We start from the raw sequence: 17,230 nt of genomic DNA on the forward strand, positions 1-17,230 counted from the left end.
ACGGCGCAACAGACCATTGTTTTATACGGGATCTACATCGACAATGATGACTGTTTTTTTGAAGCGGTTGTCATTGTGTAAGAGGGCCGTTTGCTCATAGATCATTTGTTTGCAGCGGTTGATCAATCCGGCTTCGCGGGGCAATTTGATGAGCAACTCGACCAGGTATTGGTTGCGGATGCGGTTGACGATCGGTTCGGCCGGCCCTACGAGGTAAGGACCAAACTGCGTTTTGAGTCCGGCCGCCATACTGTTGGCCGAGGCATCGGCTACGTCCTTGATGTAGTGCTTGAAGGTGACGAGGATACAGCGGGTAAATGGCGGATAGCCAAACTGCTTGCGTCCCTCGATCTCGTATTGGTAAAAGGCGTTGTAGTCGTGTTGCTGCACATAGGCCAGCACCGGGTGGCGTGTATTGGCCACCTGTATCAGTACCTGGCCCTGTTCGCCTTTGCGGCCGGCCCGCCCACTCACCTGCTCCATCAGTTGGAAGGCCCGTTCGTTGACGCGGAAGTCGGCAAAGCTAAGCAGGCTGTCAGCATCGAGTATACCTACCAGCGATACATGTTCGAAATCGAGTCCCTTCACCACCATCTGCGTTCCGACTAGTATATCGAGCCGTTGTTGTTCAAATTGCTGGATCAGCGCGTCGTGAGCGGTTTTACCTTTTACACTGTCCACATCCATACGGGCAATGCGGTATTTGGGGAATACTTCTTCCAGTTGTTCTTCGATCTTCTCGGTGCCGAAATTGCGCGACAAAAAGCGGTCGCTTCCACAGGCCAGGCAGGTGTATACCGGCGGATAGACCGTGCCGCAATAATGGCAATGGAGTTTGTTGGTGTTCTTGTGAAAGGTCAGCGATACATCGCAATACTTACACTGGGGTATCCACCCGCAGGACTGGCAGATCTGATACGGCGAATAACCGCGCCGGTTTTGGAACAGGATCACCTGCTTGCCTTTTTGCATCGTGTTGTCGATGGCTGTTTGCAGCTCGGGGGTGATCATGACCTTGTCGCGATCGGGGCGCATGATCTTCTTGGTATCGATGATGTTGATGACGGGCAGTTGTACACCTCCGTAGCGCTCGTTGAGCGTGACAAAGCCATACTTCTGCGTTTGCGCGTTGTAATAGCTTTCGATGGAGGGCGTAGCACTGCCCAGCAGCACGCGGGCATTGAACAGGGAGGCATAATACACGGCGGCATCGCGGGCATGGTAGCGCGGTGCCGGGTCTTGTTGCTTGTAGGAGGCATCGTGTTCTTCATCCGCCACGACCAGTCCGAGGTCGCTGAAAGGCAGGAATAAAGAAGAGCGGGCGCCGAGTACGATCTTCAGTTCGCCGTCTTTTACTTTGTTCCAGATCTCGAGGCGTTCGTTCTGGTTAAACTTACTGTGGTAGATGCCGATATAACCGCCGAAATGCCGTTGCAGGCGGCGGATGATCTGCGAGGTCAGGGCGATCTCCGGCAGCAGAAAAAGGACCTGTTTGCCCTGGCGCACGTATTCTTCAATGATCCGTACATATACCTGGGTCTTTCCGCTGGAGGTAACGCCGTGCAGCAGGCATACCTGTTTATCGGCCAGTGATTGTTTCACCTCCTCAAAAGCCAGTTGCTGAGCGGGCGACAGGGTGAAATCGATATTGATGTTGCGCGGCAGGTACGCCAACCGGTCTACCTGTCTTTTCTCGAGAAAGAGAATGTTCTTATCGACCAGTCCCTTCAGTTGTGCATCGCTGGCATTGCTTTTTTTCAGCAATTGTGCCTTCGATACTTCGCCTTCGGTTTTGGAAATATAGAGATAGCTCAGCAGCAGTTCGAGTTGCTTTTCGGCACGCTGCAGCTTTTTGTCTTCGTTGAGCAGTTTGGCCAGCTCTTCTTCGTTATCATAGAAAGGATTGAGCATGACAAAGAACTCCTTCTTGGGCGCATAGGTTTCTTTGAGAGCTTCCCACACGAAGCAGACCTTTTTATCGATGAGCCTTTTGATGACGGGGTATACGTGCGAAGAATCAAGCAACTGTTGTACTTCGCCGATCTTGAGTTCTTTTTTCAGCAGCAGGGCCTCTCCTACCAGGTACTCATCATGGTCGAGCTGGTTGAAGTTATCGCCATATTCTTCGTTGAATACGAGTTGGGTTTCGCTGCTGAGTTTGAAGTGAGAAGGCAGGGCGGCTGCCATCACTTCGCCTTCGCTGCACATGTAGTAGCGGGCAATCCATTCCCAAAGCTGTAATTGTGCCGGAAATACGATTGGTTCTACATCGAGCACATTGAGGATGTCTTTGGCTTCGAAGAATTCGGGCTTCTCATTGTGCAGGCGTTTGACGACACCGGCATAACGTTTGGTTTGTTTCAAGCCAACTTCTACACGTACGCCCACTTTTACCTGTTCCAGTAAATGGTCGGGTACGGCCCAGGTGTAATTCTTGGGTAATGCCAGTGGTATGATTACTTCTGCAAACAAATGGTTCAATTGGAGCGCAATATACGGCATTGAAAAGCAAGAAGGCAATCCCGCCATTCGGCGGGACAGAGAGGCATCGAGGAAAGCCACTGCCGGAAAGGAAGGCGTGCAATGCTTCTCAATCCAACGCGTTCCGATTGATCCAGCTTGCTTTGTATTCGATCAGTTTTGCTTCCATGATGGCCTGCACTTTTGCTTTCAGCGCGGGTACGTCTTTGCTGGTGAGTCCTTCCACCGGAATGGGCGCCAGGAATACCGAGCGGGAGCGACCGGGTGAGAGGCTTAGTACGCTGGCATAATGCATCCGGTCGTAAGAATCGAGGAACAATACGGGTTTGATGGGGGTTTGTGTCTCGATGGCGATGCGGAAAGCGCCGTCGTAAAATTCTTTGACGGGCTGACCAGTTTCGTTGAAGGTGCCTTCGGGAAAGATGAAGATGGAGATGCCTTTTTGGATCACCGATTTCAGTACGCGCACACTGCGGGCGCGGTTCATGGCACTGCCGCGATCAACGGTCACCACGGTATTGCGATAGATATAACCGAAGATGGGGATCTTCGACATTTCCACTTTACCCAACACCCTTACGGGTTGACTTAAAGAAGCTACAATGATGGGTGCATCGAGAAAGGAGATGTGATTCGCTACGAATATGTATTGTTCGTTCTTGTTATGCGGTACTTCGTAGCGGTTGCGGTGAATGATACCGATGAGCAGAAACCAGGTGTTTCCCCAAAAAGTACAAAGTTTGTAAATGGCATTGCCGCCTTTTACCTTGCCGAAGGCAGAAGCTACAAACACAAGTGGCAACACCAACAACATCAGGATGATGAAGACGATGATGGAATAGATCAGGTAAAGCCACCGGACGGGTGTTAGGAGCCTTTTCATCGGGCTGTATTGGTTTTTCAAGCGTGGAAAATAGTGATTTTTATCGACAGTCGCAGGTCCATTCGTTATCGAGGTCGATCACGGTAATGACGACCATGCCGCGGCTGGCGGGTGCAAAGATGATGCGTACCTGTTGACCGTCACGGGTGTGACCTTCTACGGCAAATTTGGGGTCGGGCCGGGCAGCCGGTTCGCTTTTGCGGGGATTGACGGTGCCTTTTTCGAGTATCTCGCGTACTTCACTTTCATCGATGTGGCGGCAGCCCATACGGCAACGGGCATGTTTGGTGAACACCAGTTTACCGTCGCCGTGGTGGCGGTCGAAGCCCAGGTCGCTGGCCGGCCCGTCGGGTGATGGCCGGTCGGGATCACGGCGGGGATGGTTGGCGGGGTCCTGCACGTCTTTCTGGTCGTTGCCCGGGCGGCGGTTGTCGGTTTGTTCGCGTCCTGGTTGGGGATTTTTTCGATCCGCTGACCGGTTGTTTTTCAACACAATACCTACTGCTATGGCAATAACGATCAGGGCGATGGAAAGTGGCCCACGCTTTTGTTTCATGCGACCAAAATACATAAAAATTTGGTTACTAGGTGATTACCCGCATCCGGCCAATCCGGCTCAAACGGCAAATGATGCTTATCTTTGCGGCGTCATGGCAGAAAAAAGGACAGTAGCATTTCATACACTGGGTTGTAAGCTTAATTTTTCGGAAACTTCCACCATTTCCCGCTTGTTGGAAAATGAGGGCTTTGAGAAGCGTGAATTTGAGGATCAGGCAGATGTGTATGTGATCAACACCTGCTCCGTGACCGATAATGCCGATAAGGAATGCCGGCACCTGGTACGCCGCATCCAACGCAAAGCACCTGAAAGCCTGGTGGTCATTACCGGTTGTTACGCGCAGTTGAAGCCCAAAGAAATCGCTGAGATCCCGGGGGTTGACCTGGTGCTGGGCGCTGCTGAAAAGTTCAACATTGCCCACCATATCCGCGAACTGGCGAAAGGCGATTCTGCTAAGATCTGCAGCTGTGACATCGATACCATCACAGGTTTCAATGCTTCTTTCTCGCTCAACGACCGGACACGTACCTTTCTGAAAGTGCAGGATGGTTGTGACTATACCTGTTCTTTCTGTACCATTCCCATGGCACGTGGTAAAAGCCGGAGCGACAGTATAGCGAATGTGCTGCGCAATGTGGAAGAGCTGCGGGGTACCGACGTGAAAGAAGTGGTGCTGACCGGGGTCAACCTGGGCGATTTTGGCAAGGGACCCGATGGCAACAAACGCCATGAGGAGAATTTTCTGGACCTGATCCGTGAACTGGACCAGGTAGACTGGATCGACCGGTACCGGATCTCTTCTATCGAACCGAACCTGCTCACTAACGATATCATCGACTTTGTGGCCAACAGCCGCCGTTTTATGCCGCATTTTCACATTCCATTACAAAGTGGTAGTAACGACATACTGGGTTTGATGCGCCGGCGTTATAAAAGGGAGTTGTATGCAGACCGGGTGAACCTGATCAAGACACTGATGCCGCATTGTGCGGTCGGCGTCGACGTCATTGTTGGCTTCCCCGGCGAGTCAAATGACCATTTCAAAGAAACTTTTGACTTTCTGCACGCGCTTGATGTAACTTATCTCCACGTTTTCACCTATTCGGAACGGGACAATACCAAAGCGCTGGAAATTGACCCGGTTGTACCGGTCAACATCCGAAATGAAAGGAACAAAACGTTGCGCAACTTGTCCTATATGAAAATGCAGTATTTCACCCAACTGCACGCCGGCACTACGCGTAAAGTATTGTTTGAACGCCATGAGAAAAATGGCATGATGGAAGGTTATACCGACAACTACATCAAGGTAACGATGCCTTACCGCGCCGACCAGGCAAATCAGGTGATCGACTGCAGATTGTAAACAATTCTGAATAACCACGTGTTAGATGATATGGACAATATGAAGAAATTCCAGGTGACGATACATTTTGAGATGGATGATGAATTCATGTCGCTGGTTCCCTCCCACCGTGTTTACATCGATACGCTGATAGAAAAAGGCATTATCGATCAATATGTGGTGTCGATGGAGTCGCAGCGCGTTTGGATCACCTTTACCGCTCACGACAAGGAAGAGATCGAAGAATACCTGCTGAAATCGCCTATTCACAAATATTGGAGCTACGAGATCGACGAACTTTTCATCTACGACGGTCAGCACTACCGCCTCCCTGCTGTGCAACTGAACTAAGGTTGCGCGGTTGCTCCTTGTACGCCCTGTCTCCCTAATAGACCAACAGGTATTTGTAGTATGCCGGAAATTCCCTGAGCAGGCCGTACCAATCGGCCCAGGCCCGGTAGTTTGAGCTGGCTCCTGCCACTGCTTCCATTCCCAATTTGTCTACGATATATTTTGACCGGGTAATGTGGTAGAAACTCGTTACCACGACAGCCGATCTGTAGTGCCGGGCGCCATTCCATTGCAAGAGGTTTTTGGCGGTCAGGTAACTGTTGTCTCCCGCATTGTCGACCACGATGGCTGTATCGGGTACGCCTTTGGCGTGTAGATAATTGCGCATACCATCACCTTCCGGGAAGTCGCTGGTGCCAATGCCACCACTTACGAAGAGTGTACTTACCTGCCCATTGCGGTATAGCCGCAGGGCTTCATCTACCCTGCCCTGCAGCCAGGGCGACAGGGTTCCATCTGCAAACACCGTATTGCCCAACACCACTGCTACATCGGCCTTGCCGGTAAAGGGGCGGGCGCCGTCTGCCACTACATATAAGCTATGTAAAAAAAGCCAGGCGATAAAAACGAGGGCACTCACACGAAGTATATGGAGCATACGAAAAATTTGCGGTTGGTGTCTGGTCGGTTACGGGTATTGTTGTATTAACGTTGGGTGGCCCAGGCTGGTTTTTGTTTCAGTACTTTTTTATAGATGGGACAGGTTTCGACATGCGCACCTGGCAGGTAGCCAATACTCATGAGGAAGGAATGGACGATCTCGCCGCCGGTAAAGAGGAAGGTTTTTTTGAACAGTTTGGTCCACGATTCTTTCGTTAACGGATGGTGGTGGTGCAGCCATTGCTGAAAAGAGCCAAATTCCTGTTGCAGCAGGCGGATACGCCGGGCGTTTTCGATGGCTGCGTTTATTTTCAACCGGTTACGGATAATGCCAGGATCGGCGAGCAGGCGCTCGACCTGTTTATCGGTATAACGGGCCACCTGATCGATACTAAAATTGTTATAGGCTGCAAAGAAGTTATCTTTCTTTTTCAGTATGGTGATCCAACTGAGGCCTGCCTGGTTGATCTCCAGTACCAGTCGGGCAAAGAGTTCATCATCGTCGTGAATCGGAAAGCCATACTCGTAATCGTGATACGGTATGTTCACGTTGCCTTTTTCCATCTCTGCGACTGCATCGCAATAACTTTTCCTGGGAACTGTGGCCATAGTAAGTGCCTGAATCGGTTATCAATAGAAACTTTTACAGGGTTCAAAATTAGCAGGCGGCCCTTCGACAAAAAAAGAAAATGGCGGATTTTTTTCTAAAGGAAGTATTTAGTACCTTTTCCTCGTTTAGGTAAACCTGTAGCAACTCTCCCCAAGAGGCTTTTCATTACGCATCGTTTCCCTTACTGGCTGCCGGTAGCGGCCGGACCCCGTTAAAAGGGTGCCCTGGAACTGTAGGCTCTGAATGAATCGAACTGATTTGGCTGTCCTGAGTAGTAGCATCAGGGTGGCACCACAAAAACCCTATTATGATCACGTCAACGCATCCGTTGAATATCCTGGTAGTAGAGGATAATCAAAGCGATTATTTTTTATTTACCGAGTACCTCCGGCTGTCGGGTCTGCCGATTCGTGAATTGTTCCATGCAGACCGGCTACAACAGGCACTGGAGATCGTGCAAACGGAGAGCCCGGATCTTATTTTCCTGGACCTTACCTTGCCAGACAGCGAAGGCATTCAGTCATTCGTGAAGCTCAACAATGCTGCTCCTCATATTTCCATTGTTGTATTATCGGGTCTTTCCGATACGGAAATGGCGCTCAATACCATTGTACTGGGCGCGCAGGATTATTTACTGAAAGGTGAATTCGACGAAAAGCTACTGGTGAAGTCGATCCAGTACAGTATCGAACGTAAGAAAATCCTGCAGAAGGTAACTGAGAACTACGAGCGCTACAATACGCTGATCAAAGCCACCAATGATACCATTTGGGATTGGGACCTACGGACCAACGAAATTCTCTGGAATGAAGGGATCACCACCATCTTCGGCTTTAAGCCGGTCGATGTGCAGAATACTTTCCAGTGGTATGAGCAGAAGATCCATCCGGAAGATCGCGAACGGGTATTGAAAAAGATCGATCATTGTATCAACAAGGGCGATGATCAGTGGCAGGATGAATATCGCTACCTGAGTGCCAATGGCTCGTATCGTTCTGTGTTTGACCGGGGATATATCCTGCGCAATGATCAGGACAAACCTTACCGGGTGATTGGTGCCATGATGGATATTACAGAACGAAAGAAGATGCAGGAAGAACTGGTGCGCAGCCAGATTGAAACGCAGAAGCTGATCACCCAGATCACGATACAGACACAGGAGCAGGAACGCCGCGAGATCGGCCGGGAATTGCACGATAATATCAACCAGATACTGGCTACGGCGAAATTGTGTGTGGATATGGCGCTGAATGACGAAGATATCCGCAAAGAGCTGTTGCACAAAAGCTATGACAATATCTCCAGGGCCATCAATGAGATCAGGGCATTGTCGAAGAACCTGGTGCCTCCTTCCCTGGGAGATATCGGGCTGAAGGAAGCCTTACTGGAAATGATCGAGAATATGACGGTGTCGCCGGAACTGCGCATCCGTATCAAGGCCAATGACCAGCACATCGAATCCCTCTCCAACAATAAAAAACTCATTCTGTACCGCATTGTGCAGGAGCAAATGAACAATATCGTCAAGCACGCCCGTGCCACTCATGCGGAAGTAGAACTCAAGACCTCCCGCAAGAAGGCGCACCTGGTGATCAAAGACAATGGGGTCGGCTTTGATCCTAAACAAAAAGCCAAAGGGATTGGTCTCAACAACATCGTAAGCCGTGTAGAAATGCAGAACGGCAATATGGAGATCATCAGCAGCAGTGGTCAGGGATGTGTACTGAAGGTAGATATTCCCCTATAATACTTACTGGTCGGACCATCCGAAATGCGCTTTCAGTATCCCGTTGATCACGTCTTCGGTCAGGGGCTTGTTTTGATAACTCGAGATATAACTGATCTTGCGTGCCTTGTTCTCATCTTCCGGATTGAACGAGGTGGTCAGCATGACGACGATGATGGATGACTTCTGTTCGGGTGACAGCTGGTCGTATTGTTCCAGAAATTCCCAGCCATCCATCGCCGGCATGTTGATGTCGAGGAAGATCAGTTCGGGCCTGGGTGGTTGTACGCCATCGAGGGCGGACCGTCCCGACAGGTATTCGAGCGCTTCCCGGGCGCTTTGGGTGACCCGCACTTCGTGGGCGATACCCGTTTCCTCGATCAGCATCCGGTTGAGAAAGTTGGTGGGCTCATCATCATCTATGAGCAATATGCAATTGAGTTTTTTGTTCATGGTGTCACTATATTTCTGAGATCGTAAAGTAAAAGGTACTGCCATTGCCTGGTGTCGACCGCACCCAGATCTTGCCGCCATGCAGCTCCACGATCTTTTTGCAATGGGCCAGTCCGATGCCCGATCCGTCGTAATCGGTGCGGTTGTGCAGCCGGGAAAAGATCACAAAGATGCGCTCATGGTATTGTGGGTCGATACCGATACCATTGTCGCTTACTGCAAACTCCCAGCCACCGTGATTATGGTGCGCTTTGATGTGCACCACGGGTGGTATGCCAGGGCGCCGGAACTTGATGGAATTGCTTACCAGGTTCTGAAACAAGAGTTTAAGTTCCGTGGGGAATCCGTCGAGCAAGGGTAAATGGTCGGTTTTGATCTCGGCCTGGCTATCGCGCATCACGCGGGTGAGGTCGGCACGTACCTGGTCGATGATGCTGTTGCAATCAACCCGGCGTTTTTCCTTCTCCCGGCCCAGCCTGGAATAATCGAGCAGGTCACGGATCAGGTTCTTCATCCGATCCGACGACTGTACCATGTAATCCAAGTAGATATCGGCATTCTGGTCGAGCTTGCCTTTGTATTGCTTGCGCAGCAGCTGTACGAAGCTGGCGGTAGTTCGCAGGGGTTCCTGCATATCATGGGAGGCTACGTAGGCAAACTGTTCCAGTTCTTTATTCTTACGTTCCAATTCCTCTGTGCGTTGCTTCACGGTACGCTCCAACGTAATACTGTAATCACGGATCACCTTTTCCAGTTGTTTCTTTTCTGATACATCGCGGATGGAGGCGGTGAGCATGAGACCTTCATCGGTTTCCATGGGGCTCAGGTTCATTTCTACCGGGAACTCGTGTCCGTCCTTTCTGACGGCGTATAACTCAAACGCCTCGGCGATCTCGGTCGACTGGCTGGTGGTATAGGTGTGGAAACGCCGGAAAGGGTGCATTTTGCCGTAGCGATCGGGCAACAAGGTCTCGATGCGGTTGCCGACCATTTCTTCGCGATCGTAACCAAACAGGGAAACGGTTTTGGCGTTGACGAGCTGGATAATCCCATTTTCGTCGACGATGAGAATGCCGTCGGGCGCGCGCTCGAGGAAGTTCCTGAACTTAACTTCAGCTTTTTTACGTTGTTCTACTTCTTCTTCCAGCTCTTTGGAGGAGCGGAGCGTGAAGGCAGTGGGTAACACTTTGATGAGCGCCAGCACCGTTAGCCAGCTAAGTATGCCTGTAAGCAGGCGTACGAGTGCACTGAGGCGATAGTAAGGTACCCAAAAAGTGGCAGCGTCGAGAAAGTGGGTGGCGCCACAAGCCAGGATGAAACCGGCAAAGAGAAAATAAAGCCGGATGAACCGGGCGTCGTGTTTGCGGGAGATGTAGCGGATAATGAGGAATGGGATGGCCGAGTAGGCGGTAAATACCAGCAGGTCACTGATTATGTACAGCCATCCGTGAAAATCCGTCCAGCTGCCACAGTGCCAACGGGGAGGCCAGTCCGATGTATCAAACAACCTGACGAAAAATTCGACAAACTGGTTCATGCTTTAGTATTGGATCATCCCAGCCGATCAGCGAAGGATCACAGGCGCTGTTCCGTGTCGGTCTGCATTTCGAATAGGACGAGGGTCTGCTGTTAATGACGATCAAATCGATCAAAGCTACTATATCATTCGTTTTGCCGGGTACCAGAGAAAGGATGAAAACTTATTCATACGGGCTCACGGATGATAAACAACGGTGTCTTGAAAATGACACAATATTGTTTAAGTCTCCTGCAATATATAAATAAATAACCTTTTTAACAGTATGATTCTGCGTAATTTCTGCGGGTAGAAGTCCTATCAATTACGGTTCAATTACTTGGCGCCACGTAGCGCATTGGTGGCTGGAGGTCTTTGTCGGTTACGGGCATACGATCGAAGGCTACGCTTCGCGGTCTGCGGTAAATGTGGCATATTTGTGAAAATTGTCTTTTATTCTATGAGATTGATCTTATTTGCTTTATCGTGCTTTTATCTGGGTAGTTGCGGACAGGCTGGTTCATCGCCGGAAGCCGGTGCCGCCAACAATGGCAATGACAGTGCGTCTGAAAAAGTGGTGGTGAATGCCGCATCGGCTATCCCTTTGTACAGGGATACCGTGAGCAAAGAGCCGGTGGCAGGCTACCGGGTGAAGACAGACAACCCGTTGAATGACTGGTATTTTTCGGTGAAGTTGTTTGAGACGAAGAAGACCTTTTATTATGTGATGCGTCTTCAGTTTGAAGAAATCTCGGGTACAGATACGTTGAAGCTTCCCAATTTTGGAACCAACCCACAACCGGAGATCCGCAAAGGGCCCGAACGTTATTCCTGTATCATTGGCTTTCTCGACAAGGAGAAACAATTCCGCGAATACAAGAAGGTATATGTCGTGGGCGACAAGTTGAAGATCACCGCCCTCAAGCATTATGCGGTGGCGACGTATCAGGAGTAGAAATGCGCGGTGAATCCTGTATCTTGGTGATATAACTTCAAGTCAACGTATGGAACGTCAGATCACTTCATGGTACAGTCCGGCGCTGAACAAAGAAATGCCGGTGGCAGTGTATGGTCATTATGGATTTGCTTTATTGCTTATTCCTACGGCAGCCGCCGATTACCTCGAATATGAACGTTTTGGGCTCATCGAGTCGATGCGACCTTTTATCGAAGCGGGTAAGTTGAAAGTGTTTTCCATCAACAGCATCAATACGGAGAGCTGGATGAACTACGAGATGGAGCCGCGCTTCAAGGCGATCCGGCATCGCCAATGGAACGATTATGTATACCAGGAGGTGGTTCCTTTCCTACATACCTACACGAGTGGGGAAACGCCCATTATCGTATCGGGAGCTTCTTTTGGTGCTTTACACAGTGCGAATCTTTTCTTTCAAAGGCCCGATCTCCTGTCGGGCTGCATCGCTATGAGTGGCGTGTACGAGCTGACGGAATACACCCGTGGTTATTTCGACGATGATGTTTACTTCAACAGTCCCATGCATTATATGCCGAATCTGACCGACCATCACGTGTTGGAACAGATCAGGCGAAGCCATCATATTCACCTGCTATCCGGCAGTGGGGCATACGAAGATCCTGAATCGGCCCGCCGGTTTGCGGGGATCCTGTATGGTAAGGGCATTGCTTACGAGCTCGATATCTGGGGGTCCGAATGGACGCATGACTGGCCTACCTGGAAGGCCATGTTGCCGCATTACCTTGGCACCCGGTTTTAACGATGGGCGTAACGGATCGAGGAAGGAAAGGCAGTGACGTGTGAGCCGGATCATGGTAAAAAAGAAGCTGTCCAGGCATTGTAATCGCCTTGTGCAAGCTACTAATCCTATTTACAGGCCTCGACAGCCTCTTGTACGATCATTCTGTTGGTACCTCAGTTTTCTTTTTTTCCAGCATGTTGGTAATGATGTAAGGGCAAAAGCTACAGGCTTTGGCGCCTTCCTGGTAATACCACCGGCACGAGCTGCGGATCGAGCATTCGGGCAGCCTGGGCGGCAGGTCAAGATCTTCATTGTTGTGAATGATCTTGTTGATGACGCCGCACTGACCGTTGCTCCATTGGCGGCAACCGGAGGTTACGCATTTGTTGCTGAAGCGAAAGCTGCTTTCGGGATTACCCTGTTCGTGTACTTCCTGAACGAAATCGTGGTCGACGGTCATCGGTGTGGAAATATAGCCGATGGTACCATCGCCATTGACGACGCCGAGCAGGATGGCTCCTTCTTCGCAGGTGGCACTGGGACAACTTTTATCTGTTGTTTTCATCCGTGTAAATTTTGCGTTAGCGGCCGGATGGATTGCCTGGTCTTGACAGGTGAAGCGGTAATGCCAGGCAATACTGGGTGGGTGGGATTAAAACTTCTGTGCCTTGAAGGTGGCTTTGTTCTTGAGCAGCTCTTCTGCTGTTGCAAATTTCTTCAACCAGATGCCGAGCCATTCGGGATCTATTTTGAGCTTGGAGCCAATGACGCTCTTCTGCCCTACCTTGGCGATATGGCGGGTCACAACGGCATTGATCTCTTTCTCGAGCGCGGTCGTAGCGGCCTTGCTGAGCTCGATGTTGTCAAGGCGAACCTCGAACTTGGTCTTTGTAGCCATCTTCATTGATTTTTTAAGTAAATAATAAAAGGCAGTCCGTTCCGGTGGGAACGGGTATTCAAATCTATTACTAACATAACATATATGAAATACTACTTTAGTGGTACAGGTCGGGAAATGAGGGAATGGTGACTGGCCGAGGGGGCGGAAGGGCTGGAAGGGAGTCAGGCATCGAGGCACAAAGGAGGCGAAAAGGCATCGAGGCAAGGGAGGGAATGCAGGCACAAGGCATCTAGGTATGTAGGCAACGAGGTAACGAGGAAATACAGGTTGAAAGGCATCCAGGCAATGGAGGGAATTCCAGTGTAGAAACTGATGGGGATTATACGATCAGCTTATCCAGTAAGTCAATAAAATCCGTGCGGGGGATTCCGCGGGCGCCCAGGGTGGCCAGGTGGTCGGTTTGCACCTGGCAATCGATCAGCTCCACCCCTTCTTGCTGTAGCAACGTTACGTAGCTGATAAACGCGTATTTGCTGGCATTGCTCACTTTGCTAAACATGCTTTCACCAAAGAATACCTTGCCCATACGGATGCCGTACAAGCCCCCTACCAATTCGCCATCCAACCATACTTCAGCGCTGTGCGCATGTCCTGCCTCATGCAGCCTGGTATAGGCTGCTTCTACGGCTGGCGTAATCCAGGTGCCGGTTTGGCCACGGCGACGGATACTTTTGCAATTGTTGATGACGGCTTTGAATGCTTTGTTGATCGTGAAGGTAAATACTTCCCGCCTGGCGAGTTGTTGCATGCTTTTACTCACCCTCAGTTCATCAGGAAACAATACGAACCGCGGATCGGGGCACCACCAGAGGATATGCCTGCCTTCATACCAGGGGAAAATGCCCAGCCGATAGGCCAGTAACAATCGTTCCTGCGAAAGGTCTCCACCAACAGCGAGTAATCCGTCAGGTTCTGCGAGATGTACAGGGGGGAAATGAAGTATTTTGTCTAACGCGAATAGTGGCATTCCGGCAAGTTATACAGCTACCACTTCAATCGTAGCGCCAATACCTCTGTCGGTAATAGCATCGCATAAAGGTTTCAGGTCATCGTAGGTGCCTTGTTTGACGGCGTATTTGCCCTGAAAGTGTATGATGTAAGCACACTGCTCGGCTTGCTCTGCACTGTGTCCGCATACTTCTACCAAAGTCTCTATCACCCATTCGAAAGTATTCACCTCATCATTCCAGACAATGAGGTTACAGGGCTCTTCTGCTTCGGTAAGCACATCCACATCTTCCATTTCGTATGGGCGGGTAGATCCAACAAATGACATAATCTCCGGGTATTATGGTACAAATGTATAAAAACGTGCGGAGGATCACAAGCCTTGTGGAACACTAAGATTTTTGACTGTGAATCAGTTGATTAGGTATGTTCTAAAATCTAGGTATGCAACCGGGATTCACGCCATTCGTGGTGGGTGATGACGCCGCCCGATCAGGACTGTGCTGCGTGCCCGGCAGCTCAAAACTATTGCCGGTGTTTTGGAGAGAATTCAATAGTTTACCACCAAAATCATCGATATGACACCGTCCGATACACACAACCAGCGCATAGCCAATATGAGCTTTGCCGGAGTTTACCCGATGTATGTGCAGAAAGTGGAGAAGAAAGGGAGAACACAACAGGAGCTGGACGAGGTTATTGAATGGTTGACGGGCTTCAATAAAAAGAAACTGGACGCCTTGATCAAGGAGAAGGTCACCTTCGAAACCTTCTTCGAGCGGGCAACCCTTCATCCCAATGCCCACCTCATCACGGGCATGATCTGCGGCTACCGCATCGAAGAAATCGATAATCCCCTGACAAAGAAAGCACGTTACCTCGACAAGCTGGTCGATGAACTGGCCAAAGGCAGAAAGATGGAGAAGATCTTACGGGAGGCGAAATAGTCGCTTGTTCTTATGCAATAAAAGGATTGGTAATACCGGATATAGTAGGCGATCCTACGCCACTTTGTGCGACTGTCGTAAAATGGGTGGTGGATAATCCAATACCGATCGCCTTACCGCCCGTAGCGTATAAACGATAAACAAACTGACTTGTCATCAAAGCCCGCCGCGCCAACTGCGCGGCAGGCTTTTTATTTGACAATGCTCAGGGCCCTACCCTATCAACGGCGGACGCTTTTTCGCTATTATTATTTTACATGCTGGTATAAATGACCTGATAGCATGGATCATTTGATTACTGTTACATTTGACCAGGTAAGTTGCCGGCAACATGAACCTATGCCCGCACAGCTGATTGCGCAAGACGCTGTACGGAATGACCCACTGGATACTGATAAGGATAGCTCCTTCTCATTTTATTAACAGACAATCAATCAAAATCAAACAAAAAATGAAAAATAAAACAACTCACCAGTTCATGGAGATCAACGGTGTGAATATCTTTTATCGTGATGCAGGTCCGGAAGATGCACCGGTGCTGGTGTTGCTGCATGGGTATCCGGCATCTTCGCATATGTTCCGGAACCTGATGCGTGACTTGTCGGATAAATACCGGTTGATTGCGGCCGATTATCCCGGTTATGGACGCAGTGAGCAGCCGCCTATCAGTGAATTCGCCTACACGTTTGATAATTATGCGTCCATTATCGAGGGGTTGCTGGCCAAGTTGCAAATTAACCAGTACAGCCTGTATTTAATGGATTATGGTGCGCCTGTCGGGTGGCGGATTGCTTCGAAAAGACCGGAGAATATTGATACGCTGATCGTACAAAACGGTTGTGCCTATGATGAAGGGCTGGAAACATTTTGGGATCCCATCAAAGCCTATTGGAAAGACCGCAATGATAAAGTGGCTGAAGCGCAGTTGCGTGGATTTCACAGTCCTGATGGGTTAAAGTGGCAATATACCCATGGTGTACCCACGCCTGCTGTTATAAGCCCAGATAACTGGGAGATCGATCTGCGGCATTTGGAGCGTCCGGAAAATGGACAGATCCAACTGGACATGTTTTACGACTACCGGACCAATCCTCCGCAATATCCTGCGTGGCAACAATACTTTCGCGATTACGACCCCGAAATGCTGATCGTGTATGGAAAAAACGATTATATATTCCCGGTGGGTGGTGCGGAAGCTTATAAAAAAGACGTTAAGAACCTGGAGTATCATTTGTTCGATGCGGGGCATTTTGCGCTCGAAAGTCAGGGCGAAGAAATCGCGGCGGTTATTCGTGACTTCCTTGATCGCAAGGTGGTCAGGAAGGGCTCAAAAAGGCAGTCTGCAGTCACTGATTAGATGGTATCGAGGTTGTTGATGATGTTGGCAAATGGTTGTGGTCTATATGGCTGCAACCTTGCTATTTAGGGTCGTGACATTTTCAAAGGCATCACCGATGGTATTGTTGAAATAGGCGTAGACGTCTTTGCCCTCCCGGCGCCACTGATCAATTTGCCGGGCCATCTGCTGCAGGTATTCGTCGGTGTAACCGCCGCGGTAGTCGCCGGTGGGACCATGAAACCGGAGGTACACGAACGATGCTTGTTTATTTAATCGTTGGTTTGCCGATTTAGGGATGTCGTGCAACACGATGCTGGCACCGTATTCATCAGCCAGCTCGAATACTTCGCCGATATACCAGGAGGGGTGCCTGAATTCCAGCGCCACCTGCCACCCATGTGCCGGCACGATGCTTTGCAGGATGGCCAACAGCTCTTCGACCGGACCATATTTTTCCACCGTCAGGGAGGGCGGGAATTGAACAAGCAGGCACCCTTTGTGGGCGCCTGCCTGATCGATCTGCTCCATAAATCTTTGTACTTCTTCGCGGTGATAGTTGAATCCCTTACTATGGGTGATCTCCTGCCAGAGTTTGAAACTGAAGGTAAAATCTGCAGGTACTTCTGTTGTCCACTTCTTAACAGTAGTACCCCTTGGCATTTTGTAGAATGAGCTGTTCACTTCCAGGCTGTTCAGCAATGAACTGTAATAAGTAAGCCTGCTTTTGTTCCGGTATTCGGGTGGGAATGCCAGTTTGTTGGGCACGGGTAATACGATGTTGCTGGTGCCTGCATGATAAGAACCGATGGCTGCTTTCCCCATTTGCGTCATTTACCCGATCAACTGCAAAAAC

General features: G+C 50.0%; 19 protein-coding genes. 7 read left to right on the top strand and 12 right to left on the bottom strand.

Translation table 11 applies throughout. The features are described 5' to 3' along the window. Positions 1–21 precede the first annotated feature (21 nt). The 3 genes from priA to P2W70_RS14410 all read right to left on the bottom strand — a co-directional run bounded on the left by priA (position 22) and on the right by P2W70_RS14410 (position 3,920). Positions 22–2,472, bottom strand: coding sequence for a replication restart helicase PriA (gene priA, locus P2W70_RS14400; RefSeq protein ID WP_276482182.1), 2,451 nt, complete (start codon positions 2,470–2,472; stop codon positions 22–24). Between the two features lie 118 nt (positions 2,473–2,590). Next, positions 2,591–3,364 carry a lysophospholipid acyltransferase family protein gene (locus tag P2W70_RS14405; RefSeq protein WP_276482183.1) on the bottom strand — a complete coding sequence of 258 codons (774 nt, stop codon included), beginning with the start codon at positions 3,362–3,364 and terminating at the stop codon, positions 2,591–2,593. A 40-nt stretch (positions 3,365–3,404) separates the two neighbouring features. After that, positions 3,405–3,920: a DUF4258 domain-containing protein gene (locus P2W70_RS14410; RefSeq protein WP_276482184.1), complete on the bottom strand. Its 516-nt coding sequence runs from the start codon at positions 3,918–3,920 to the stop codon at positions 3,405–3,407. A gap of 94 nt (positions 3,921–4,014) precedes the next feature. Between P2W70_RS14410 and mtaB the strand changes: the two genes are divergently transcribed. Continuing rightward, entirely contained in the window at positions 4,015–5,289 is a 1,275-nt protein-coding gene (gene mtaB / locus P2W70_RS14415) for a tRNA (N(6)-L-threonylcarbamoyladenosine(37)-C(2))-methylthiotransferase MtaB (protein WP_276482185.1), read from the top strand. An 18-nt stretch (positions 5,290–5,307) separates the two neighbouring features. After that, the gene (locus P2W70_RS14420) at positions 5,308–5,619 is read left to right on the top strand and encodes a hypothetical protein (protein ID WP_276482186.1); all 312 of its coding nucleotides are present in this window, start codon (positions 5,308–5,310) and stop codon (positions 5,617–5,619) included. A 34-nt stretch (positions 5,620–5,653) separates the two neighbouring features. On the opposite strand, the gene P2W70_RS14425 is transcribed toward P2W70_RS14420, so the two are convergent. Together P2W70_RS14425 and P2W70_RS14430 are read right to left on the bottom strand one after the other, a co-directional pair. After that, entirely contained in the window at positions 5,654–6,217 is a 564-nt protein-coding gene (locus P2W70_RS14425; protein ID WP_276482187.1) for a YdcF family protein, read from the bottom strand. A gap of 47 nt (positions 6,218–6,264) precedes the next feature. Continuing rightward, positions 6,265–6,828, bottom strand: coding sequence for a DNA-3-methyladenine glycosylase I (locus P2W70_RS14430; protein ID WP_276482188.1), 564 nt, complete (start codon positions 6,826–6,828; stop codon positions 6,265–6,267). Between the two features lie 308 nt (positions 6,829–7,136). Here P2W70_RS14430 and P2W70_RS14435 point away from each other — a divergent pair, with 308 nt between their 5' ends. Then, positions 7,137–8,576 (top strand): hybrid sensor histidine kinase/response regulator, encoded by a 1,440-nt coding sequence (locus P2W70_RS14435; RefSeq protein WP_276482189.1) that lies wholly within the window; start codon positions 7,137–7,139, stop codon positions 8,574–8,576. A 3-nt stretch (positions 8,577–8,579) separates the two neighbouring features. Here P2W70_RS14435 and P2W70_RS14440 read toward each other — a convergent pair whose 3' ends face one another. Both P2W70_RS14440 and P2W70_RS14445 read right to left on the bottom strand, forming a co-directional pair. Further along, positions 8,580–9,008 carry a response regulator gene (locus tag P2W70_RS14440; protein WP_276482190.1) on the bottom strand — a complete coding sequence of 143 codons (429 nt, stop codon included), beginning with the start codon at positions 9,006–9,008 and terminating at the stop codon, positions 8,580–8,582. 7 nt (positions 9,009–9,015) lie between these two features. Beyond that, positions 9,016–10,545 carry a sensor histidine kinase gene (locus P2W70_RS14445; RefSeq protein WP_276482191.1) on the bottom strand — a complete coding sequence of 510 codons (1,530 nt, stop codon included), beginning with the start codon at positions 10,543–10,545 and terminating at the stop codon, positions 9,016–9,018. A gap of 439 nt (positions 10,546–10,984) precedes the next feature. On the opposite strand from P2W70_RS14445, the gene P2W70_RS14450 reads away from it, so the two are divergent. After that, a complete protein-coding gene (locus tag P2W70_RS14450) occupies positions 10,985–11,479 on the top strand; it encodes a hypothetical protein (RefSeq protein WP_276482192.1) in 495 nt (164 codons plus the stop codon). A gap of 49 nt (positions 11,480–11,528) precedes the next feature. Then, positions 11,529–12,260: an esterase family protein gene (locus P2W70_RS14455; RefSeq protein ID WP_276482193.1), complete on the top strand. Its 732-nt coding sequence runs from the start codon at positions 11,529–11,531 to the stop codon at positions 12,258–12,260. A 139-nt stretch (positions 12,261–12,399) separates the two neighbouring features. Here the strand turns inward: P2W70_RS14455 and P2W70_RS14460 are convergent, their stop codons facing one another. The 4 genes from P2W70_RS14460 to P2W70_RS14475 form a co-directional block, all read right to left on the bottom strand. Continuing rightward, positions 12,400–12,807: a hypothetical protein gene (locus P2W70_RS14460; protein ID WP_276482194.1), complete on the bottom strand. Its 408-nt coding sequence runs from the start codon at positions 12,805–12,807 to the stop codon at positions 12,400–12,402. Between the two features lie 87 nt (positions 12,808–12,894). Next, positions 12,895–13,140, bottom strand: coding sequence for a hypothetical protein (locus P2W70_RS14465; protein ID WP_276482195.1), 246 nt, complete (start codon positions 13,138–13,140; stop codon positions 12,895–12,897). A 322-nt stretch (positions 13,141–13,462) separates the two neighbouring features. Next, positions 13,463–14,110 (bottom strand): leucyl/phenylalanyl-tRNA--protein transferase, encoded by a 648-nt coding sequence (gene aat, locus P2W70_RS14470; RefSeq protein ID WP_276482196.1) that lies wholly within the window; start codon positions 14,108–14,110, stop codon positions 13,463–13,465. Positions 14,111–14,119: 9 nt separating this feature from the next. Further along, the gene (locus tag P2W70_RS14475; RefSeq protein WP_276482197.1) at positions 14,120–14,419 is read right to left on the bottom strand and encodes an ATP-dependent Clp protease adaptor ClpS; all 300 of its coding nucleotides are present in this window, start codon (positions 14,417–14,419) and stop codon (positions 14,120–14,122) included. Positions 14,420–14,669: 250 nt separating this feature from the next. On the opposite strand from P2W70_RS14475, the gene P2W70_RS14480 reads away from it, so the two are divergent. Continuing rightward, on the top strand, positions 14,670–15,038 hold the full coding sequence (locus tag P2W70_RS14480) for a DUF2200 domain-containing protein (RefSeq protein ID WP_276482198.1): 369 nt from the start codon (positions 14,670–14,672) through the stop codon (positions 15,036–15,038). Positions 15,039–15,489: 451 nt separating this feature from the next. Beyond that, entirely contained in the window at positions 15,490–16,395 is a 906-nt protein-coding gene (locus tag P2W70_RS14485) for an alpha/beta fold hydrolase (RefSeq protein WP_276482199.1), read from the top strand. Positions 16,396–16,437: 42 nt separating this feature from the next. On the opposite strand, the gene P2W70_RS14490 is transcribed toward P2W70_RS14485, so the two are convergent. Continuing rightward, positions 16,438–17,199 carry a DUF72 domain-containing protein gene (locus P2W70_RS14490; RefSeq protein WP_276482200.1) on the bottom strand — a complete coding sequence of 254 codons (762 nt, stop codon included), beginning with the start codon at positions 17,197–17,199 and terminating at the stop codon, positions 16,438–16,440. Positions 17,200–17,230: the final 31 nt, after the last annotated feature.

Origin of the sequence: Paraflavitalea pollutisoli (assembly GCF_029360705.1) — a bacterium.
In the GTDB taxonomy this organism is placed as follows: Bacteria; Bacteroidota; Bacteroidia; order Chitinophagales; family Chitinophagaceae; genus Paraflavitalea; species Paraflavitalea pollutisoli.